Source organism: Methanococcus vannielii SB, assembly GCF_000017165.1.
GTDB classification, from domain to species: Archaea; AGJL01; Methanococci; order Methanococcales; family Methanococcaceae; genus Methanococcus; species Methanococcus vannielii.
In genome coordinates, this window is record NC_009634.1 from 915,843 (window position 1) to 936,744 (window position 20,902).

General features: G+C 31.1%; 23 protein-coding genes. 12 read left to right on the forward strand and 11 right to left on the reverse strand.

Annotation, left to right across the window (positions count from 1 at the left end):
* Positions 1 to 152: 152 nt before the first annotated feature.
* The 5 genes from MEVAN_RS04560 (at position 153) to MEVAN_RS04580 (ending at position 3,212) form a co-directional block, all read left to right on the forward strand.
* Entirely contained in the window at positions 153 to 647 is a 495-nt protein-coding gene (locus MEVAN_RS04560) for a pyruvoyl-dependent arginine decarboxylase (protein ID WP_011972700.1), read from the forward strand.
* Positions 648 to 779: 132 nt separating this feature from the next.
* Positions 780 to 1,148: an adenosylmethionine decarboxylase gene (gene speD / locus MEVAN_RS04565; RefSeq protein WP_011972701.1), complete on the forward strand. Its 369-nt coding sequence runs from the start codon at positions 780 to 782 to the stop codon at positions 1,146 to 1,148.
* On the forward strand, positions 1,145 to 1,984 hold the full coding sequence (gene speE, locus MEVAN_RS04570; protein ID WP_011972702.1) for a polyamine aminopropyltransferase: 840 nt from the start codon (positions 1,145 to 1,147) through the stop codon (positions 1,982 to 1,984). The genes speD and speE overlap by 4 nt, the downstream gene beginning before the upstream one ends.
* A gap of 34 nt (positions 1,985 to 2,018) precedes the next feature.
* A complete protein-coding gene (gene speB, locus MEVAN_RS04575; RefSeq protein WP_011972703.1) occupies positions 2,019 to 2,870 on the forward strand; it encodes an agmatinase in 852 nt (283 codons plus the stop codon).
* Between the two features lie 99 nt (positions 2,871 to 2,969).
* Positions 2,970 to 3,212: a hypothetical protein gene (locus tag MEVAN_RS04580; RefSeq protein WP_011972704.1), complete on the forward strand. Its 243-nt coding sequence runs from the start codon at positions 2,970 to 2,972 to the stop codon at positions 3,210 to 3,212.
* 39 nt (positions 3,213 to 3,251) lie between these two features.
* Here the strand turns inward: MEVAN_RS04580 and MEVAN_RS04585 are convergent, their stop codons facing one another.
* Both MEVAN_RS04585 and serA read right to left on the reverse strand, forming a co-directional pair.
* Entirely contained in the window at positions 3,252 to 3,665 is a 414-nt protein-coding gene (locus tag MEVAN_RS04585) for an EamA family transporter (RefSeq protein WP_048059154.1), read from the reverse strand.
* Positions 3,666 to 3,710: 45 nt separating this feature from the next.
* On the reverse strand, positions 3,711 to 5,282 hold the full coding sequence (gene serA, locus MEVAN_RS04590) for a phosphoglycerate dehydrogenase (RefSeq protein ID WP_011972706.1): 1,572 nt from the start codon (positions 5,280 to 5,282) through the stop codon (positions 3,711 to 3,713).
* A 455-nt stretch (positions 5,283 to 5,737) separates the two neighbouring features.
* On the opposite strand from serA, the gene carA reads away from it, so the two are divergent.
* On the forward strand, positions 5,738 to 6,847 hold the full coding sequence (gene carA, locus MEVAN_RS04595; RefSeq protein ID WP_011972707.1) for a glutamine-hydrolyzing carbamoyl-phosphate synthase small subunit: 1,110 nt from the start codon (positions 5,738 to 5,740) through the stop codon (positions 6,845 to 6,847).
* A 121-nt stretch (positions 6,848 to 6,968) separates the two neighbouring features.
* The gene (locus tag MEVAN_RS04600) at positions 6,969 to 7,757 is read left to right on the forward strand and encodes an ExsB family transcriptional regulator (RefSeq protein WP_011972708.1); all 789 of its coding nucleotides are present in this window, start codon (positions 6,969 to 6,971) and stop codon (positions 7,755 to 7,757) included.
* On the opposite strand, the gene MEVAN_RS04605 is transcribed toward MEVAN_RS04600, so the two are convergent.
* The 6 genes from MEVAN_RS04605 to MEVAN_RS04630 all read right to left on the reverse strand — a co-directional run bounded on the left by MEVAN_RS04605 (position 7,754) and on the right by MEVAN_RS04630 (position 13,807).
* A complete protein-coding gene (locus tag MEVAN_RS04605; protein ID WP_011972709.1) occupies positions 7,754 to 8,725 on the reverse strand; it encodes a cobalamin biosynthesis protein in 972 nt (323 codons plus the stop codon). The genes MEVAN_RS04600 and MEVAN_RS04605 overlap by 4 nt on opposite strands.
* A gap of 22 nt (positions 8,726 to 8,747) precedes the next feature.
* Positions 8,748 to 9,824 carry a tryptophan--tRNA ligase gene (locus tag MEVAN_RS04610; protein ID WP_011972710.1) on the reverse strand — a complete coding sequence of 359 codons (1,077 nt, stop codon included), beginning with the start codon at positions 9,822 to 9,824 and terminating at the stop codon, positions 8,748 to 8,750.
* Between the two features lie 104 nt (positions 9,825 to 9,928).
* The gene (gene mmp11 / locus MEVAN_RS04615; RefSeq protein WP_011972711.1) at positions 9,929 to 10,834 is read right to left on the reverse strand and encodes a methanogenesis marker protein 11; all 906 of its coding nucleotides are present in this window, start codon (positions 10,832 to 10,834) and stop codon (positions 9,929 to 9,931) included.
* Between the two features lie 35 nt (positions 10,835 to 10,869).
* A complete protein-coding gene (locus MEVAN_RS04620; protein WP_011972712.1) occupies positions 10,870 to 11,433 on the reverse strand; it encodes a hypothetical protein in 564 nt (187 codons plus the stop codon).
* Between the two features lie 79 nt (positions 11,434 to 11,512).
* Positions 11,513 to 13,132, reverse strand: a complete 1,620-nt coding sequence (gene arcS / locus MEVAN_RS04625; RefSeq protein ID WP_011972713.1) for an archaeosine synthase subunit alpha — start codon at positions 13,130 to 13,132, stop codon at positions 11,513 to 11,515.
* A gap of 84 nt (positions 13,133 to 13,216) precedes the next feature.
* The gene (locus MEVAN_RS04630; RefSeq protein WP_011972714.1) at positions 13,217 to 13,807 is read right to left on the reverse strand and encodes a stage II sporulation protein M; all 591 of its coding nucleotides are present in this window, start codon (positions 13,805 to 13,807) and stop codon (positions 13,217 to 13,219) included.
* 19 nt (positions 13,808 to 13,826) lie between these two features.
* On the opposite strand from MEVAN_RS04630, the gene MEVAN_RS04635 reads away from it, so the two are divergent.
* The 3 genes from MEVAN_RS04635 (at position 13,827) to MEVAN_RS04645 (ending at position 15,657) form a co-directional block, all read left to right on the forward strand.
* On the forward strand, positions 13,827 to 14,315 hold the full coding sequence (locus tag MEVAN_RS04635; protein WP_011972715.1) for a phosphatidylglycerophosphatase A: 489 nt from the start codon (positions 13,827 to 13,829) through the stop codon (positions 14,313 to 14,315).
* A gap of 94 nt (positions 14,316 to 14,409) precedes the next feature.
* Positions 14,410 to 14,964, forward strand: coding sequence for a DUF483 domain-containing protein (locus tag MEVAN_RS04640; protein WP_011972716.1), 555 nt, complete (start codon positions 14,410 to 14,412; stop codon positions 14,962 to 14,964).
* Between the two features lie 27 nt (positions 14,965 to 14,991).
* On the forward strand, positions 14,992 to 15,657 hold the full coding sequence (locus tag MEVAN_RS04645; protein WP_011972717.1) for a potassium channel family protein: 666 nt from the start codon (positions 14,992 to 14,994) through the stop codon (positions 15,655 to 15,657).
* A gap of 33 nt (positions 15,658 to 15,690) precedes the next feature.
* Here the strand turns inward: MEVAN_RS04645 and MEVAN_RS04650 are convergent, their stop codons facing one another.
* The gene (locus tag MEVAN_RS04650) at positions 15,691 to 16,506 is read right to left on the reverse strand and encodes an ATP-grasp domain-containing protein (protein ID WP_011972718.1); all 816 of its coding nucleotides are present in this window, start codon (positions 16,504 to 16,506) and stop codon (positions 15,691 to 15,693) included.
* Between the two features lie 8 nt (positions 16,507 to 16,514).
* Positions 16,515 to 17,297, reverse strand: coding sequence for a 50S ribosomal protein L11 methyltransferase (locus MEVAN_RS04655; protein WP_011972719.1), 783 nt, complete (start codon positions 17,295 to 17,297; stop codon positions 16,515 to 16,517).
* 123 nt (positions 17,298 to 17,420) lie between these two features.
* Between MEVAN_RS04655 and MEVAN_RS04660 the strand changes: the two genes are divergently transcribed.
* The gene (locus MEVAN_RS04660) at positions 17,421 to 18,587 is read left to right on the forward strand and encodes a methanogenesis marker 16 metalloprotein (RefSeq protein WP_011972720.1); all 1,167 of its coding nucleotides are present in this window, start codon (positions 17,421 to 17,423) and stop codon (positions 18,585 to 18,587) included.
* A 1-nt stretch (position 18,588) separates the two neighbouring features.
* Here the strand turns inward: MEVAN_RS04660 and MEVAN_RS04665 are convergent, their stop codons facing one another.
* The gene (locus MEVAN_RS04665) at positions 18,589 to 19,422 is read right to left on the reverse strand and encodes a DUF4013 domain-containing protein (RefSeq protein ID WP_011972721.1); all 834 of its coding nucleotides are present in this window, start codon (positions 19,420 to 19,422) and stop codon (positions 18,589 to 18,591) included.
* 111 nt (positions 19,423 to 19,533) lie between these two features.
* On the opposite strand from MEVAN_RS04665, the gene pyk reads away from it, so the two are divergent.
* Entirely contained in the window at positions 19,534 to 20,877 is a 1,344-nt protein-coding gene (pyk, locus tag MEVAN_RS04670; RefSeq protein ID WP_011972722.1) for a pyruvate kinase, read from the forward strand.
* The last annotated feature ends 25 nt before the right edge of the window (positions 20,878 to 20,902 follow it).

Here is a 20,902-nt window from a genome sequence, read left to right on the forward strand (position 1 = left end):
ATAATTAAATAAAAACGGATTATTCCTTTTATTTTTGTGACCGAATGGTTTATATATGATAATAAGTTATTTAATTTGATAATTATTACTTTCTATTTTTTATGTCATTTTAACAACTTAAAAACTCAAAAATACGAGAGGTGTTTTGATATATGATGAAAACAAGCGCAATACATTTCCCATTTCAGGCTCCAAACACGATATCCCTTGTTGCAGGAACAGGCGATGCTAAAAACCCCTTAAACGCTTTTGACATGGCTTTGTTAAGTTCAGGGATCGGGAACTTGAATTTAATCAGAATCAGTAGTATCATGCCGCCTAAAGCGGAAATTATCCCCCTACCAAAAATTCCACAAGGATCTCTTGTTCCTACAGCATATGGTTACGAAATTAGCAAAATAAAAGGAGAGACTGTTGCTGCAGGTATTAGCGTTGCTATTCCAAAAGATAAAGAATTATGTGGACTTATCATGGAATATGAATGTGTAGGCTCAAAAAAAGAGTGCGAAGATACAGTAAGAGAAATGGCTAAAGATGGATTTGAAATGAGAGGATGGGAAATCGACGAAATCATTTCAATAGCTTCAGAACAGACTGTTGAAAATATTGGATGTGCATTCGCAGCTGCGGCTCTATGGTACAAATAATTAAATTAATATATTTGTAAAATAGACTAAGTATCGTAAAAATTTCACATATGTGGGATATTGAAACCATGGTTTTTAAAAAAAATGCCTTGAAAAACAGGAATTTTATAAAAATAAGACGAGGCGAGACCGTTGAAACAGTTAGGAAAACACATCATCCTCGAACTTTGGGGATGCGAGAAACAGGCCCTTGACGACCAGCCGGGCGTAGAAAAAATGCTTGTAAATGCAGTTAAAGCATGCGGTGCAACACTAATATGTGTAAAAACGCATAAATTTTCACCACAAGGAGTTACAGGAGTTGCAGTACTTGCAGAAAGCCATATCAGCATACACACTTGGCCTGAACTAGGTTATGCTGCAATGGACGTATTTACCTGTGGCGAACACGTAATTCCTGAAGATACAATTCCAGAAATAAGAAACTTCTTAAAGCCTGATAAAGTAGAAGTAATTGACATTAAAAGGGGAATTGTAGATATAGAAGAGGTGTTAGCATGAAATTCGATGCATGGTATACTGAACCTCAAACTGAAAATTTAAGCCTTTCAACTAAGTTAAAAAATATTTTATACGTTGGACAGTCAAAATATCAAGAAATCCAAATTCTTGATACTTACGAGTTTGGTAAAGTATTGATTTTAGAAAACACGTACCAAACTACCGAAAGGGACGAATTTATATATCACGAACTTATTTCACACCCTGCACTATTCACGCATGAAAACCCTAAAAAAGTTCTCGTAATTGGCGGAGGGGATGGCGGAACAGTAAGGGAAGTAGTAAAACATGAAAGCGTTGAAAAAATTGATTTCGTTGAACTTGATGGAATGGTTGTAGAAGTTTCTAAACAATTCTTACCTTCATTAAGCTGTGAAATCGATAACCCGAAAGTAAACACGATTATTACGGATGGAATAGAATATGTTGCTAAAACCAAGGAAAAATACGATGTAATTTTGGTAGACTGCCCAGATCCAGTTGGTCCAGCTGCAGGATTATTTGAAAAAGAGTTTTACAACAACCTATTTAAATGTCTAAATGACGACGGAATTATGGTTCAGCAGACTGAAAGCCCACTCTTGCATGAAACTTTAATAAATAAAATTAAAGGGCACTTAAAAGACGCCGGTTTTCCAGTTATAAGGCCTCTTGTATGCAGTATTCCCACATACCCAAGTGGATTTTGGAGTTTTACACTTGCTTCAAAGAAAAACGACCCATTAACATCAGATGTTAATGAAATTCAAGACAAATTGAAGAATATGCCTACAAAGTACTACGATCAAGATGTGCATAAAGGCGTATTTTTAGCGACTCCTAGATACTTAAAATAATCCTACTTTTTTATTGTTATATCTGGTGAAAATCATGTATTTTGAAGATTATTCTAAGTTTATATCTGCTTATGAAGATTTTGAAAATTCTAAATACGTTATTTTTGGAATCCCTTTTGATGCGACAACATCCTATAAGCCAGGTGCAAGATTTGGGCCGGATGAAGTTAGGGGTGCCTCATGGGGGCTTGAAACGTTTAGCCCAATATTAAAAAAAGACTTGATTGATTTAAAGATTTGTGATAAATATAACATTTCAATTGAAGGAAATCAAGAAACAATAATTAATAGAGCGTACCTTGCTGCAAAAAATATAATGGAAAATGGAAAAGTACCTGTAATGATAGGTGGCGAACACTCAGTTACCTATCCGATGATAAAAGCAGTGAAAGACGTGTATAGTGACTTTATAATTATTCATTTTGATGCACATTGTGACCTTAGAAATTCTTACAATGGAAACGAACAATCCCATGCGAGTGTAATAAGGAGATCTTATGACTTTACAAAAGATATTTTCCAGTTCGGAATTCGAAGTGGTGATAGGGAAGAATGGGAATTTGGCTGGGAAAACACGAATATTTCAATGAATATGCCAACAAAAACAGATATTGAAAAAATTAAAGAATTAAATAAACCAATATATATCACTATCGATATTGACGTACTTGACCCTGCATTTGTACCTGGAACCGGAACTCCTGAACCGTGCGGATTTTCACCAAAAGAATTAATTGAATCATTATACCTTTTAAAAGAACTTAAAGATAGGATAGTTGGTTTTGATGTTGTTGAAGTATCTCCGCATTATGACCTTGGTAAAATTACTTCCGTAACTGCGGCAAAAATTATCCGTGAACTTATGCTAATAATAGACAGGCAATAGGAAATATTTTGTAAAAAAAGGCCACAATATAAAATCAAATGTTAAAATTTAAATATAAAAATAAACATATCTGTAGAAAGTAAGAATTGTGGTGATATTTTGGTATCTGAAAGCGTAATGAAAACTATTGAGGAAATAGAAACCCAAATTTCCCAAGACAGTAGGTACATCGAACTTGTAACGACTGTCGAATATTTAATCGGGCTTGTAGACGACAGGAAAAAAGAAACATTCAAAAAAGCGTTAAACGATGCTGAAAACGTAGAAGACGTAAAAAAAGTTTTAAGTGCAATAAAGTTACAAATCGGATCCCAAGGGGCTAAAAAATACCTCGGAATTTAATTTATTTAACTTTTTTTACTTAATTCTATTTTTTATATATTAGCTGCTTATTGAAAGTAGTATAATTCCACCTAATATCATTGCTATTCCAAAAATCTGCTGTGATGAAAGATGCTCTTTTAAAAAAATTACTGCCAGAATTGTTGTTATTGCAGGCCCAATTGACGATATTGGTACTACAACACTTGCTTTTCCCCGATTTAACCCATAATATAGTACAAAAGTGCCTAAAATAACTAAAATCGCTGCAAGTATTCCGTAAACTAAAACTTTAGTAGGATACTCGATTAAAGTGTTAAATTTTCCCCCAAATATTAAAAAACAGAGTATAATTCCAACAATATTTACAAGTATCCACTGTAAGTAAGGATCCTCATTTGATACTATTTTTGCAAAAAAAGTTCCAACGCCATACAAAAGTGCAGCAAGTAACCCTATTAGAATGCTTTCGATAAAATCACCCTAAAATATTAAAAAATTAAGTAAAATAAAGTAAAATTAAATGTTTATTGCCCTTACAGCCCTAACATTTTCAATTTTTTTAATTTCGTCCATTACTTCTTCGGGAATCATGTGATCAATATCTAAAAACATGATACTGTGTCCACCAGGCTCTTTTCTCCCAACTTGCATTCCTGCAATGTTTATACCGTGTTCGCCAAGAATTAAGCCAACTTTTCCAACCATTCCTGGCCTATCAATATGTTTTATTATGCAAATAGTACCTTCGGGTTTTATGTCCATCCTATATCCATTAATTTCCCTAAAAACCACTTCTTTATGTTCGATACTTCCAATTAATGATATTTCATCGTTTTTACCTCTTGCAACAATTTTGATGGAATTTCCATAGTCACTTTCAGCCATTATTCCTTCTACAAGTCTAATATTCCTGTTTTTAGCAATAACGGGTGCATTTACAAGGTTTACTCCCGCAAGTAAAATGGGAGACAATATCCCTTTTAAAAATGCTCTTTTAAGCATTTCAGTCTTTTCTTTTGCAAGGTCGCCCATGTAAGTAATTTCTACGATATCTATCGAATTATCCAAGTATTGGATTGACATTGAACCCATTTTTTCAGCTAAAACCAGATAAGGCATTAGTTTTTTCATTTTTTCGGTCGGCACCATTGGAAGATTTACAACGTTTTCTGCAGATTCACCTTTCAATATTTTAACAGTTTGTTCTGCAACGATTGTTCCTGCACTTAATTGGGCTTCTTCTGTTGATGCACCTTGATGAGGCGTACCAATAAGCCCATTTAGCGAAATTAATGGATTTTTTGTAGGCGGCTCTTCTTCAAAGACATCTAGTCCTGCAGCTTTAACTTTTCCACAGTTTATTGCATCGTAAAGAGCGTTTTCATCGATTAAACCCCCTCTTGCACAGTTTATAATTATGGTGTTGTTTTTCATAAGGTCAAACTGGGTTTTTCCAATCATGTGTTTTGTTTTTGTAGTTAATGGGACGTGAAGAGTTATAAATTCACTTTCTGCACATAATTCATCAACTGAAAGTAATTTAATCCCTAATTCTGATGCTACATTTTCTGGAATGTATGGATCATATGCTACAATATTCATTTCAAATGCTTGGGCCCTTTTTGCAACTTGCTGACCTATTCGTCCAAGGCCTACAATTCCAAGTGTCTTTGCGTAAACTTCCATTCCCTTAAATGACTTTCTATCCCATTCCCCCTTTTTAAGTGAAGCAGTTGCTTGAGGAATGTTTCTTGCAGCTGAAAGCATTAAACCAAACATTAATTCTGCAACTGAAATCGATGATGCATCTGGCGCATTTACAACAACTACTCCTTTTTCCGTTGCCGCATCTAGATCAACATTATCAACGCCAACACCTGCTCTCGCAATTACTTTTAAGTTCTCTGATGCATCAATTATCTCTTTTGTAACTGTTGTACCACTCCTAACAACGAGTGCATCAGCATCTTTTATTTTTTGTTTTATCTCTTCAATACTGATTCCGGTAGCAATTTCGACTTCCCCTGCTTCTTTTAAAATCTCAATAGCACTTTCGTGTAACGGGTCGGTTATAAGTATCTTTAACATTTCTATAATCACCTTAAAAGACATTCGTCTAAAATACGCTTTTAATTATTTTTATGATAGTCTTTCGTATCCATTTTATATTTACGGCCATAAATTAATAAATCAAAACAATATGTAAATCACTTGAAGTTATTATAATGACCCATATTTATGCATATTGTAATTTTTAAAGATTTTTTCCAAGCATAACATAGAGAAACATTTTTTATACATTTATAAATTTATACATAAATTATACTGTATGATAATTAGTTGTTTAAATTTATTTAAATTATTTTCTTAAAAGTATTTAAGTTGTGTTTAGATAGGTAATTTATAAACTTAGAAATTTAAAGCTTTTTTAACGTTAAAGTTAATATTTTTTTATAATTAAAAAATAATTTAAATAATAATTGAAACTATCCTAAGTGATAAATATCATGATAACAAACTTATAGAAAAATTACGGTGGAAATGTGTATGGAATTTTAGTTTTAGAAGATGGCACCATAATAAGAGGAAAAGGATTTGGTGCTGAGGCAGAAGTCCTTGGAGAACTTGTGTTCAACACATCCATGACAGGATACGTTGAAATATTAACTGACCCATCATATAATGGACAGATTGTTACAATGACTTATCCTTTAGAAGGAAACTATGGCGTTGATAAAAGATGGTTTGAAAGCGAAGGAATTAAAGCCGAAGGATTTATTGTAAAAGATATGACAGGAATTGAACTTGATAGTTTTTTAAAAGAGTATGGCGTTCCAGGAATTTCGGATGTAGACACTAGATTCATTACAAAAAAAATAAGGTCTAAAGGAGTAGTTAAATCACTCTTAAAAACATCTGCCACTGAAATAAGTGAGGAAGAAGAAAAAGAACTTGTAAATAAGGTAAGAAATTACGAAGATATTTCAGATATAGATCTTGTTCCAGAAGTATCAACAAAAAAAGTAGTTAAATATCCGGCTAAAGATGAGAAAATCTCCTGTGTAGTTATAGATTGTGGAGTAAAACAGAGTATTTTAAACTGCCTTTTAGAAAGAGGATGTAGTGTAGTAAAAGTTCCATATGATACAAAAGAAGAAGAAATACTCTCATACAACCCAGACTTTGTGCTTGTTTCAAATGGGCCCGGAGACCCTGAAAAAATGCTTGAAACAGCAAATACCGTTAAAAATTTGTTTGGAAAACTTCCAGTTACGGGAATTTGTCTAGGGCACCAGATAATCACTATTGCACTTGGTGGAAAAACCTATAAGTTAAAATTCGGACATAGGGGCGGGAACCAGCCTGTAAAAGACAGTTCTACAGGAAAAGTCTACATAACTTCACAAAACCATGGATTTGCCACAGATATGTCTAACGTTCCGGAAGGGTCGATATTATCCCATGTAAATTTAAATGATGATACAGTAGAAGGAATTTCAAAAATTATGGATTCAGATAATGTTAAAGGAGTAGTTTGGAGTGTTCAACACCATCCCGAAGCAGGCCCTGGACCACATGATGCAATGTTCCTTTTTGATGATATGGTGGCTCTTGGAATGAAATTTAAACAAGAAAAAACGAGTAAACGATAAATTATAAATTAAATTATACTTTTTTACTACATTTATGGCTTTAAAAAATTTAAAAAAATATCCAAATTTAAAATTTAATATGTTTAAAAAAATTTAAAGAGTTAAATACTGGGGAAAAACTGTGGATGAACAAATCAAATCTTCAGGAATGAACGCATCAAAAAATGCTCTTGATGGTCTTTTTAATGACGGTAGTATTTCAAAAGAAATTTATGAAAAATTATTGGAATTACATTTTGCTAAAAATAAGTGTTTTGATGAATTTATTCAGTACATAAAAAACAGTTTAATGAATGGAAATTATAAAAAAGAAAAAGCGCTAGTTGCATTTAGTGGTGGTGTCGATAGCACTGCCTCATCAATTATTGGAAGTGCGATTTTTCAAATAACGAGCGTTTCTGCACATTCTCCACATATTATAACTGATGAAACTAAAAAGAATATTATAAATCTCTCTGAAAAATTAAAAATTACGCACGAGTTTTTAGATGTTGACCTTGAAGACGTTTTAAATGACACTATTTCTGCAAAGTATCACCCTTGTGGAAGATGCCATGGTGCAGTTGAAGAAGTAATTTTAAATTATGCTAAAAAAAATAACATAAAATACATAATTTATGGCGACATGCTCTCTATTGGCCATTTGTCCATTAGAAAAGTAGATGAAAAAATAGTTAGAGTTAACATTCCTTCTTTTTTAACAATGACAAAAAATGAAAGTAGAGCTGTTTTAAGTGAATTTAATATAGATATAAGGCAGTCTTACGGATGTAAACTTCTTAAAAAAGCCCATAAACATGAACACATGCAAAAATACACCATACAGAGAATTTTAAGAGAAGTTCGAGCACAAGTAATTACTGCAGAAGAGGGCTTTAAAAATATTCTTGATGTTGTAAAAATAAATTAAACTATTGCAATTGAAACTGAAACTCCATTTTTTTTCATTTTCTTTAGAATTAAATCCACTTTATCGATATTTTTTTCATTTTTAAAACTTAGTGCACCTAAAATTGCACAAGGCTCTGAAACACCGTAAGCACCTATTGTATTATAGACAAATTCGGACTTTTTAAGTGGAAATTTAGAGTAAAGTTCATTTATTTCATTATTTTCAAAAATAATGATATTTTTTTTAAATTTTTCAGTTGTTTTTAAAATTCCATCCTCATTTTTCTTTGCATCTACTGTTGAAAATATATCTATCCTCCAAGAAGGAATATCCCTTAAATAAAGGGCTTTTTTTACTGCCCAGTATACTTTATTTTTTTCAATATTTCGTTTTGAGCCTATTCCTATACTAACAGTTTTTTGGAACAATTCAACGTTATCAACTAAAATGCTATTTTTATCGTGAAATGAAATGTTATAAGACTTATCCAAATTATTAATAGGTTTAAATGTGTTTGGAAGTACTAACTCAGGCTTATCAGATAGAAGTTTTTTGTTGATTAATAGTATGTCTTTTCGTTTTGGCACTTCTAAAAAATATATCCTTGAAAGTTCGTCAACCCCGACTTTGTTATTGGAATCTGTTGCAGTCGTTTTTACGATATTCAAACCCAATGAATTTCCGATTAACTCCGAAAAATAGTTACCTTTTCCAATGTGGTTTGAAAGAAGGGGAACTATATTATTTTTAGCCTCATCCATGATAATTACAAATGGGTCTTTTAATTTATCATTTTTTATTTCATCGATAAATTTTCTTAAAACAATTCCTGAGGCCATTATAAAGATATATCCGGATTCATTGCCGTCTTTTTTAAAATCAGATAATTTAACTAGTTTACTATCATACAAATAATAATCTAAAATAGTTTTAACATTTTCTGCAAGATTTTCAGCATTTTTAGTAAGATATACTATTTTTATCATAATTTCCCGAAAAATAAAAAAATTAAATGAGTTTTGATGCAATTTCTTTTGCTTGTTCACGTTTTTCATGAAGTTCTTTAAGGAATACTGACAATTTTTCAAAACATTCTTTTTTACATGTTCCACACGTTAATTCCCCACTTTTACAGCGTTCATAAAGTTTTTTAAGTTCGCTATCATCGTCTATCAGGTGGTACGTGTAAATTTCATAGACAACACATTCTTCGGGTTTTCCGCCAAATTGCTTCTGTTCTTCGAGAGTTTCCCTGCCCCCAGTTTTACATGACATAATTTTCTTTTTAAATGATTTATTGGGTTCATCAGAAAGGTAAATTGCAGTTTCAGGCTTTGAAGAGCTCATTTTCCCACCTAAAAGCCCAGTAATAAATCGATGGTATGTTGATGAAGGAGGGATAAATCCAAAATCCTTGTATCTTCCAGATATATCTCTTGTAAGCCGTATATGTGGGTCTTGGTCAATCCCAACTGGAACCAATACTGGAACTTTCTTTTCAAGTTGAGGATGAAGTATGTCTGCAACCTGAACTATGGGTGCAAAAACGTGTCCAATGTTTGTTTCACCGCTAAAACCGTAAATTCCCTTCATTTCCGAAAAATTAACCTTTTTTGAAAGAAACATTGCAAGGTCTTTTACTTTTTCATTTTTTGATTGAAGATATACGTTAATTTTTTCAGGGTCTAGCCCAAGTGCAATGTAATTTGTAATATATTCTTCGATTGCAATCTTTCTTGTCGCTTCAAAGGCCATACCTCTTGCCCAATAAGCTTCCAAATCTGCAATAGGAATATATATATCTGCACCTAATTTCTGATAATATAAAAGCTGGTCTACAACCATTTTATGCCCAAAATGCATTTTTCCAGAAGGCATCATTCCAGAAACTACGGTAAAATCTTTTCCATTGTTTATGGCATCTAAAATCCTTTGAAAGTCCCGATGTCCAAATACTATTCCCCGATTCATAAAATTATGAGGCTTTTTCAAATTTTTTACAACATCAAAAATGGAATTTACTCCAAATTGCTCCATTGTCTTTTTATAGTCGATGTCCTCTGAAACTTCCCAAGGAGTAATCAATATTTCACCCTTATTAATTAAATTTCATTAATGATAAAATCTAGCATAAAGTTTAAAGTGTAAATAAATTAAATAAATTAAATAAATATTAAAGGTTATTTTAATTATTCAAAGCTTTCATGGAGTTTTCCAGCTATTTTGTGACATTCTGAAAAACCAAGTGCTGCAACTGCACCAATAATTCCGCCTTCACCTGTAACTTCCATTATTTCAATATTATTTCTCATTGCAACCATTTTAGCATCGTGAATTGACACCATCTCTCTTTTAGCTTTTGAAGTGTAAATTTTCATACTCTGTGATGGAGTCAGCCCCTGATAAATTGCAATTGCCGTTTTTTTAGAAAGTGTTTTTTCTTTTAAAAGCTTTTTAATCGCTTTTCCAATTTCATATTTATATTTTGGATAAACTGCAAAGGTTAGTGCAATTGAAACGCAATTTTGTGTTTTATTCGGGTTTCCAGGGTATAACTGAGTTATAGTATGATCAATATAATATCCCATTTTGGTTTCTTCGATTAAGTGGCCTATTTCATTAGCCAAAACCCACGTAGCCCCTTCTTCCTTTGTATCAGTATCATCAATTCCAACGGTTATTTTTTCCATTTTTGGCGTTACAACTTTTCCTCGACCAAGTTTTGAACCGCCACCTTTTTCAAGTAATTCCACATTTAAAACGTTTTCAGCATTTCTTCTAAGTTCAATTCCAACACCTGCTCCCGCAAGTCCTGCATAAATAATACTTACATTACTTTCTTCAACATATAATTCCTCAATTCCTGCCGCAGAAAGTGAAGGAACTAGATTTAACTCGTGTTTTCCCGTTTTTAAAATAAAATGATGTTTATTTCCATTTCTCCACGCAGAAATTATTTTTGGAGAGGTTCTTTTGTACTGGTATATAAGCCATTCTGAACCGTTAGGGCACGGGTGTTCTTCAATAAGTTCAGTTAAACCAAGCTGTTCATCGACCATTGCAATAATTTTCTTGTAGGATACGTAATCATTCATATTTTCAAACCTTACTAGATTTTAACATTCTATATCTATTTTAAATTTTCAGCTTTATTTTCATTTTTTATTTCAAGATAGTTAATAACTTCTTCATAAATTAAATCAAAAAGATCTTTTTCATAAGCAGATATCTTTTTATCAATTTCAGTATTTGAAAGAGCATAGTTTAGTATTATAAACTCCAAATCCCGCTCAATTCTTCTTAATTTCCTGTCAAGGCCGACCATTCTATTATAGATATCCCATTTTAGGGAATTATCAACAGAAATATTTAAATTTTTTAGTTTATTAATGCAATTTATAAGCTCATCATAATTCGAAATTTTTTTGTGGGAGTGTAACTTTTGAAGGCGTTTTTCAAGCTCGTTTAACTTATAAGTATAAGTTTTAAGCTCACTATCTAAAAACTGTATTTCCCTAACATTTACAAGATCCCTATCTAAGTCCTGTAGAGTATCTTCTAAAATGCATATTTCGTTATACATTCCAACGTAGCTTTTAAAGACGTCTTTTAACTTTGAACTTTCTTCAAAGCGAGGATCTTTTAAAAGTATAAGTTCTGCAAGCTTTTTCAGTTTTTTATTAGACTCTGCCATTTTTTCATGACCTCTCGATATAACGAAATATTGCTACTGCAATTTTTAATTAAGGGCACATGAATAGTACATTCTAAATTTAAATAACATGCCTTATATTTACCAAAACTCCATGTTTTGCCTTTTTCATTTCGCTTCCACTCATTAATGCCCTCCCAACTCCTAAAACTTTGTTGTCTTTTAAAATAACAACTTCATCATTTACTGAAATCGAATCATCTGCATCTTTAAATCCTGGCGCAAAAAGTGAGCCTTTTTTAACATCGAAATTGACTTCTACCCATCGTTGTTTACCTAAAAGTTCCCCCCCTTGAGAAGTTAGAACGAATAGACCATTATTTTCATTTATTGAGGCTAATTGGGTTATTTTATTTCCCTCTTTTATGAAAAATTTCACGTGCCTTCCTTTTATAGTCACGTTGTTTGGTAAAAAGTTCTTTCCAAACTGGAATTTTGCAAGTTCTTTGTAATTATGAATCCTTTGTTCATGCCTTGAAAGGTTTAAATTAAAACGTTCATCGAGTTCTTTTAAAACTTTCCTCAAATTACTTAATGATGTATCTGAAGTAGGGTTCCCATCAGAAGTTATTATCATTTCATCTTCAATATCTAAAATTTCAAGATAATGTTTTGGAAGATGTGCTATTATCTTTACTTCTTCAAATTTAGATTTTGCGGTTTTTATGTAGTTTTTCAAGTGTTTATTTATAAACTCCATTTCTTCAAAACTCCATTCTCCAGTTACTGGAATGTCATAATCCACGGTACGTTCAAGAGATCTGGGCACTATGCCGTAAGGTGATGTAAGTACTAGTTCCTCTACAGGCATTTTTACCGTATTTATCGAATTTATAAATAGTTGGTGACTTTTTGAATAAGAATACGGCTTTTTAGACGAACAAGGCAATAAAACTATCACATTTGAGTAAGGTTCATAATTTTCGGCTCTTTCGATATATTTTTGGACTTCAGGAATTTTAGTCTCATCAATCGTAACAATAATTTTATTAACTTTTGAAATGGGCATGTTTGTAAGTTCAGGCTTAAACCTCCGGTAGTTTGACCGTAAATATGGGTCAGAAATAGTTGTTTCAACAACAAGGTTTCTAAGTGATCCTTCTTCAATACAAAATTTTACTTCATCTAGTACTTGGGCGATTATTGACTCGTTATATTTTTTCAAAATTTCAAAATCTTCATTTGAATTTATTAACCGGTTTTTACTAAATTTATACCCTAAAGAAGCATAATAAGTTGCAGAAGTGTAGTCAAAATAGTCTACCCCCATATAAACAAGTAACGGTATTTCAAAAGGCAATGCTCCTGGAACACATATTCCAGAGTTTGGAGAAACCTCTTTTCGTAACTTAGGAATTATTTCAAGAATTTCTTTTCGTTTTATCATTCTTGTAATATCTGAAACTATGTAGATATCAATATTTTTTTCAATATCCATTAATTCAAAATATTTTCCACAATTAATTATTTGAAATTTTATTCCGTCTTTTTCAAAAATAAAATTTTTATGGTTTAAATTAACTAGTTCTTCTGAAATTTCTTTTGGACAATCAAATGGAACTTTTAATGTAAAGGGCATTTTAAAGTCAACGTCAATTACTTTTGGCGTTAATTCTTTTAATGAAGTATCGCTTTTTTCCTTGCATATTCGTCCAATATCATAGCATACAGGTTCTAACATAAATACACCTTAAAATTAAAATCAAGTTTTAATATAATCAAGTTTTAAATCTAAATTTTTTACTTTTGAATATCTATTCGCTGATTATACTATATTAAGTGCAATATTGTAAGTTACTAAAACTTCAATTACCGCTGCAATTATAAATAGTAAAACTGAAACTCCAAAAATCCTGAGAGAATCTAAAAAAAACTCTTTATACCGGATATCTTTTTTAAATTTTAATATTACACTTTTAAATAGGATTATTGCGGAAGAGCCCGAAAGGATAAGTGCGGGAATTTCAAAAATTCCATGGGGTAGGATTAAAAGCCCAAATTTTAATGGTTCGGTTACATATAAAACATATGCTAAAAGATAAGAATTTAAAGCGATATTTATAAGTGCAAAAAACATGATAACATAAGTAAATAAGGCTACAAATAAATTATTTTTCAATATTAATATAATAAGGTCTAAAGACGATTTATCAGAAATAGAAAAGTCTTCAATCTTTAATTTAAAAGCTTCATAGATAAGATTTCCAAAGTGCCTAAATTCTAAAATATTATAGTAAATAAATACGTAAGAAAGTACAAATGTAACTAAAAATACTGCAAAAACCAAATTTATTGTGTTTTTGTGTCGTTTAAATGCGTATTCAATTTCCAAAATTTCATATGTTTTTCGACTCATACTATCAAGGGTGTTTTTTGTGAATGATTCCTTAAACAATAGTTGCGATTCATTAAATAAAAATATGTTGGAAAATGATGTTTTAAAACTTCTGTCCAATAAAGGGGTTAATTTTCAAAATATGGTAAAATGTGCTATGTATATGTGCATTTGTGAAGAATCCGAAAAAAAACAAATTGAAAAAAAGGTTTTAGAAATTATGAAGTTGCAGATTAAAAATCCAAATGTTTCAACATTATTAATTGCTGCAATTATCCTTGATGAAAGAGGAAAATTAGGGGGACTCCCATTTAATTATGAAGACGACCCTACATACGTTTATGCAGATGAAGTAATTGGAATGGCAATTGCAAATGAGATTGCTGGAACAAAAGCAACTTTCAATTTCAAATGGTACGATGCAAAAAAACCAGGCATTATTGGAAAGCTCGATAGGGACGGGTATATGTTTTTAGACGATGCAGTTGCAGGTTTTGTAAGTGGCTGTATGTCTAAAACATTTGAATAATATTTTTTTCAAATAATTATCGTAACTATTTTTAAATACGTCAATAGAATAATATTTTTAAGTATTTTAAAAGCTTAATTTAGGGGCGGGAAAAATGGATATTGAAAATTTCTATGAAAAAATTCTAAAGTTAAGAAACGGGGAAATTAAGGATTATAAAGTATTATCTAGTCATGTTAAAAGTATACCTGACGATATGTTTGACTACATTATTCAAAGGTTAATAATACAACTAAAAATCGTTCAAAAATATAATATAAGTGTAAGACCCGCAATAGACCCTTTTGTTTCATCCGAACTTGGAATTTATAAAAGATTGGACGATTTAGAACTTGGTAAACTTTTAGATTATCCAAATTGTTGTGTAGATTCATTTTCTGAAACTGCAAGATATGGAATAGATTCTAAACATTTGAAAGAAGTTGAAAACATGACTTTTGAAGATGAGGATTATGCAATTATTCTACCATCGGGGTTTATTCCTTGTAGTTTAAAATGCAATAAAGCTATAGAAAATAAGTTAATTGGAACTATCGATAAAGAAACTTACGAAAAGTTATTATCTTTAGAAGAAGAGCTTTTTAAAAAACTTCCTCACTACCATGGGGCTTATGACGAATATTTTGAAAAAATAATTTTAAAAAAGTAATTTTAAAAAGATGAAAAGGTTTATAACATGTATATTATAATTGCAGGAATAGGCAGAGTAGGAATTTCTCTTGCAAAATCGCTTTCAGGTAAGGGTCACGACCTTGTGCTTTTAGATGAAAATAAAAAAACTTGTGAAGAAGTTGCAAGTGAAATAGATGCACTTGTAATAAATGGCGACTGTACAAAAATTAAATCACTTGAAAATGCAGGAATTGAAGATGCAGATATGTTTATTGCAGTTACTGGAAATCAAGAAATAAATCTAATCAGTAGCCTTATTGCAAAAAAATCTAACGTTTCAAAAACAATTGCACGTGTTAGCGAGCCAGACTATAAAGAAGTATTCGAAAGCCTTGGAGTTGGCGTAGTAATAAGTCCGGAACTTGTTGCAGCAAACTATATCGAAAAATTAATTGAACGGCCCGGTGTAGTAGACCTTGCAATAGTTGGAAGGGGGGATGCAGAAATTTTAGAACTAATAATTCCACCAAATTCAAAAGTTGCGAACAAAAAAATTCGTGAACTTAAAAACACCAAAGATTATGTCATAATTGCAATTTATGAAGGAAACGAGTTAAAAATTCCAGATGGAAGTACTGAATTAAAAGAATACGATAGAATTATCATTCTTGCAAAAACACCTGCTTTAGAGGAGGTTAGAAAAGTATTTTCAAATGAGTCAAATGAATAAATAAAAAATTAATTTTTTAAGTCTTTTATTTTTTTATTCCATTAAGTCCATACAGTAATCGACTATTTTTCTTGAAACATTTACAAAATTCATCATTCCCCTAAACTGCGGAGTTATATTCATTTCCAAAATATAATTTTTAGTTTTTGAAACTAAAACGTCTACCCCTACAATATCTGCACCTACTTTTTTTACTGAGTCTAAAACCATATTTTTTACATCTTTTGAAAGTTCTATTTCTTTAATTTCTGCACCAAGCGAATAATTTGCCTTCCAGTTGTTTTTTGGAATTCTTTCCATTGCCCCAATTATCTCGTTATTTATTACAAAAACACGTATGTCGTGAAGATATTCGATATATTCTTGAATAAAAATTTCACTGTTATTTTTAGTTAATTCTTTAAAAGTATTTAAAAATTCATGTTTAGAATTTATTTTCAAAACCCCTTCCCCATATCCCCCATAAATTGGTTTTAAAACAAATGGGTAGCCAAATAATTTTTTTACGTTTGAAAAAACCGTATTAAAATCTTTTGAATACGTCATTATAGATTTAGGAGATACTTCCTTTAATTTTTGATACGTAAGGTATTTATTTTGACAGAGATTTACTGTTTCTGCACAATTTATCACTTTAAAATTATTTTGAAGTTCGGTTAATGCATAAAGCCCTTCATTTAAAAAAACCCTTTCTACACGAGATAATATCAGATCAAAGTTAAAATTTTCATTCCCGTTAATAATTTCAAGTGGGTCGATAAATTCGATTGAAACATTATTTTTTAAAAATTCCTCGTAAATCATCAAGTTTTCTGGAGTTTTTTTATGCGCAAGAATTCCTACTTTCATTTTTTCACTTATTTTAAAACTTGAACTTTTATTGATTCTAAATCCCCGCCCATTTTATAGGAAAGTTTTATTTTTACAGTTCCCGCATTTAAATTATTTTTTATAGGAATTACAAGGGGTGGATTTAGCATGGGGCTAGAGCCTGAAATTAATCCATCTTTTAGCAAAGTGTATGTATTTAACCTTATTGCAGGCTTTTTTACATCATTTGGTATTTCAAATTTTAGAATATATTCAACCTTTTCATCATTTACCTTGTAAAAATTTATTGTATCGTAAAGTACCTCATTCGAAGCTTTTTCTGACGTTACTTCCTCGTCATAGTAAATATGGTTCATTTTAGCCGCTACTATCTGTGCAGTATTATAAACTTCCTTTGGAATTATAATTCCGCCTTCTTTTAAAAGTCCTCGTTTTATAATTGAATTTAAAACCGGAACTTGCGGTTCGGTAATTAATCCTGTATCCAAAAGTTCGGCAATTACCAAATCTGCCTTTTCTTTAAATGGATAGTATGTAGCATCGCTTTCAATAACAATAATATTTTCAAAATTATTCGTAGTAATATTTCTCTTTGTATATTCTGTAGTTATCGGGTCAAGTTCTACTGCATATACTTTTTTAGCATCCTTTGCTGCAACCATTGCCAAAATGCCGCTTCCAGTTCCAAGGTCAAATACCGTATCTCCTTTCTTTACGCTTGTTTCAATCGCTTCTTTAAATACTGAAACTCTTTCATCGTCTAAAAGCATACTATAGTGCCATTGGGGTACCGATAATTTTAATTCCATAAATTTTGCCTCAACTACATTATATTATAAATTTTTAAACTACCAATGAATAAAAATACTTTTAAAATCAGACTAACTATTACTTTTTAGTATAAATATAAATTAGCCGTTCTGGTGTTTAAAATGGAAAAAGTTGTTATTACTATTGAAGAATTAAAAAAAATGATAAGAAATAATGAAGAAAGTAAAATTGACGAAATTGATATTGTAACTTCTGGAACTTGTGGAATAATGTCTGGAACTTTAGGAATATTTCACATTCCATTTTCTGAAAAATTTAAAAAAGCTGAAAAAATCTACCTAAATGGTATTAAAGGCCATCCTGGCCCATGTCCAAATGAATTTTTAGGAAGTGTTGATTGTACGGTGTATGGAACTTGTCACGATGGAAACTATGGCGGAGGATTTTTATTTAAAGACTTAATTTCTGGAAAAAGTATTGATGTTGTTACCGTATCTGAAAATAAAGAATATAGTAAAACATTTACTCTTGAAGAAATTCCAACTGCAAAGCTTATTGGAACTAGAACCGCCTTTAAAAATTACGTTGCAATCACGAACACGGGTAACCCCCTAAATACCATATTTCATCGAAAAATGATTAAAAGCGGTGAAGCTTCTTTTTCAGGTTGTGGGGAATTTAACCCGTTACAGAACATGAATTCTTGTGAAAAATATATTACTGGAAAAAAAATACTTGTAAACGGAGCGGAAGGTATTATACTAGGATACGGTACACGATCGTCTGAATTAAAACCTAATATAATGGTTTCTGCAAGTATGCATGAAATGGATAGTTACTATATTGGTGGATTTATAACTTCAAATGGCCCTGAAATTTTTAATACAATTGCAGTTCCAATCAGCGTTAATGAACAAAATAAAGAGTATTTAAAAACCCTTGATGAAAATATTGAATTACCCTTAACTAATGTAATTGGAAGAACCGTAATTGGAACGGGCAATTACTCTGAAGTTTGGAAAGATGCACAATTAAGGCCCAATATTGACATAAATCGCTGTAGGGCATGTGATAGCTGTGAAGCTCAAAAAATGTGTCCAACAAACGCAATAATTAGAATGGATTCTTTTGGAAAAAGAACGCTTCCAAATGAAGACTGTTTTGGATGCGGAGTTTGTGTTGATTCATGTAACTATGGAGTATACAAAATGAATAGAAAAAGTATTTTGGATATTAAAATAACCTGTAGGCAGTCGGATAGAGTTAGGGCATTAAAACTTTCAAAAGAACTTAAAAAAAGAATTCAAAAAGAAGAATTTATATTTTAATTTAATATTTATTTTTTCTCTCAATGTAGTAATTAGTGTAACTCCTATAACCAAAAGCCGTTAAAAACATTTGTAAAAATGGCATTGTGAGTACCATGATACCCATTGCGACTGCCATTAATATGGGCGATATTATCGCACCCATAATTATTGGAATCATTGTAACCAAAATTACAGGAACCACTAATATAAATGACACGATACCGACTAAAAGTAATACAAGTACGTATTCAAGAGATATTTTTGAAACAATTTCTTTTAAATCAAAAAATCCGCTAAATTTATCTTTGTCTACATATGTAATCATTGCAAGCGTTAAATATAATGCTTGAAATATAGAAATTACAAAGGAAATTAAATTTAAAGCTAAATCTATTGCTATTGAGTTCATTGCAGATTCATTTAAAATGCTTAATATAATAAATGGTGACGAAATAATAACACTTATTATTCCAAAAGCTAACTGTAAAACAAACATTCCCATTAAAAGAGTTGCACCTTTTTTAAGAAGTTCTTTAAAATCCCCCCATTCTGGAAGTTCCATTTTTCCATCAATAGTTTCTCGAATAATTTTTACATAGTATCCAGAAACTACTGCAAGTACTAAAACTCCAATTATAGAAATTAATAGCCCTAAGACGATTCCAACTATTGATGTTATTATTGCTAAATTCATCATACCCATTATTGAAGGAATAACTCCTGCAACCATTAAAAATAGCCCTAAAATTATTGTAAAAATTGAAACAAGTTGCAGTACTCCTCCAACAAATATTTTTTTGAAGTCTGATGAGGCGTAAATTAGTGGTTCTTTTATGTATTTTTCAAAAAACATTTTTTCATCACTCTTGATAGGTTATTATATAAAAATACTGATATAATTATTAATATTATTTTGGGATATAAATTTGTTAGTTGAATTTTTAAGTTTTTAAGGGGGAAAGACATGGAAGACATTTCAAAATACCGTAAAACTAAGATTCTTGTCACAATGGGGCCGTCCATTGAAAGGGACTTTTCAAAAATTTCTGATATTATAGATGGCGTAAGATTTAACATGTCTCATGCACCAAAAGCGGAAATTTTAGAATTTCTAGAAATTTTGAACAAAAAGAATATTTCAAAGTTAATGGATTTAAAAGGAAACAAAATACGGATAAAAGAAGTAAATCGGGATAAGTTATTTGAAAACGAGAGAGTTATTTTTGGAAAGGATATAGTTCCAAATTACATGCCAAAGTGTATTGAAAAGGGGCATAGAATACTAATAAATGATGGAAAGGTAGTTTTAATTGTTGAAAATATAGAAAACGACCAAATAATTGCAAAAGTAATAGTTGGTGGAATATTAATCAAAAATATGGGCGTAAATCTTCCAGAAAGCTGTTTTCCAAGTACAATTTCTAAAGAGGATATTGAAAACATTAAATTTGCAATCGAAAACGATTTTGAATATCTTGCACTTTCTTTTGTGAGGACTAAAGAGGAAATAGAAAACTTAAAAGACGTTATAAGATTTTATGGCGGAAAATGTTCGGTTATTGCAAAAATAGAAACTAAAGAAGGTTTAAAAAATATTTCAGAAATATTAGATGTTTCAGATGGGGTAATGATTGCAAGAGGGGATTTAGGTGTCGAAATACCGATAGAATACCTCCCAACGATACAAAAAGATATAATAAAACTTGCAAATGAAAAGGGAAAACTTGTAATTACTGCAACACAAATGCTTGATTCAATGGTAAATAATCCATATCCTACAAGAGCAGAAGTAACGGATATTGCAAATGCAATATTTGACGGTACAGACTGTTTAATGCTTTCAAACGAAACTACAATTGGGAAATACCCTATTGAGTCAGTAAAAACACTTGATAGAGTTTCAAGAGTTTCGGAATGCGACATTTCAAAACATAGAAAAGAATTCCATTTTGAAAAGAAAACAGTATATGCCGGAATTGCTTATGCGGTTGATGCACTTTATAGAAACTTGAATCCAAAAATAGTAATTACTCCAACAACATCCGGCAAAACTCCTTTAAGAATTTCAAAATTCCGGTTCAATTCCCCAATTATTGCACTTGCACCAACACAAATCGTTTTTAGAAAATTGAGGTTAATATGGGGAGTAATCCCTCATAAAATAGACGAAATAGGTGATGTTGACGAGGTATTATTGATATCACGAGAAATTGCAAAAGAACTTGTAAAAAGCGGAATTTATATAGTAACTCTTGGCCACCCTAAAGGGGAGAAAAAAACTAACGTAATAAAGGTTGAAAATATATAAATAGTAAAAAAAATGGATGGAGATT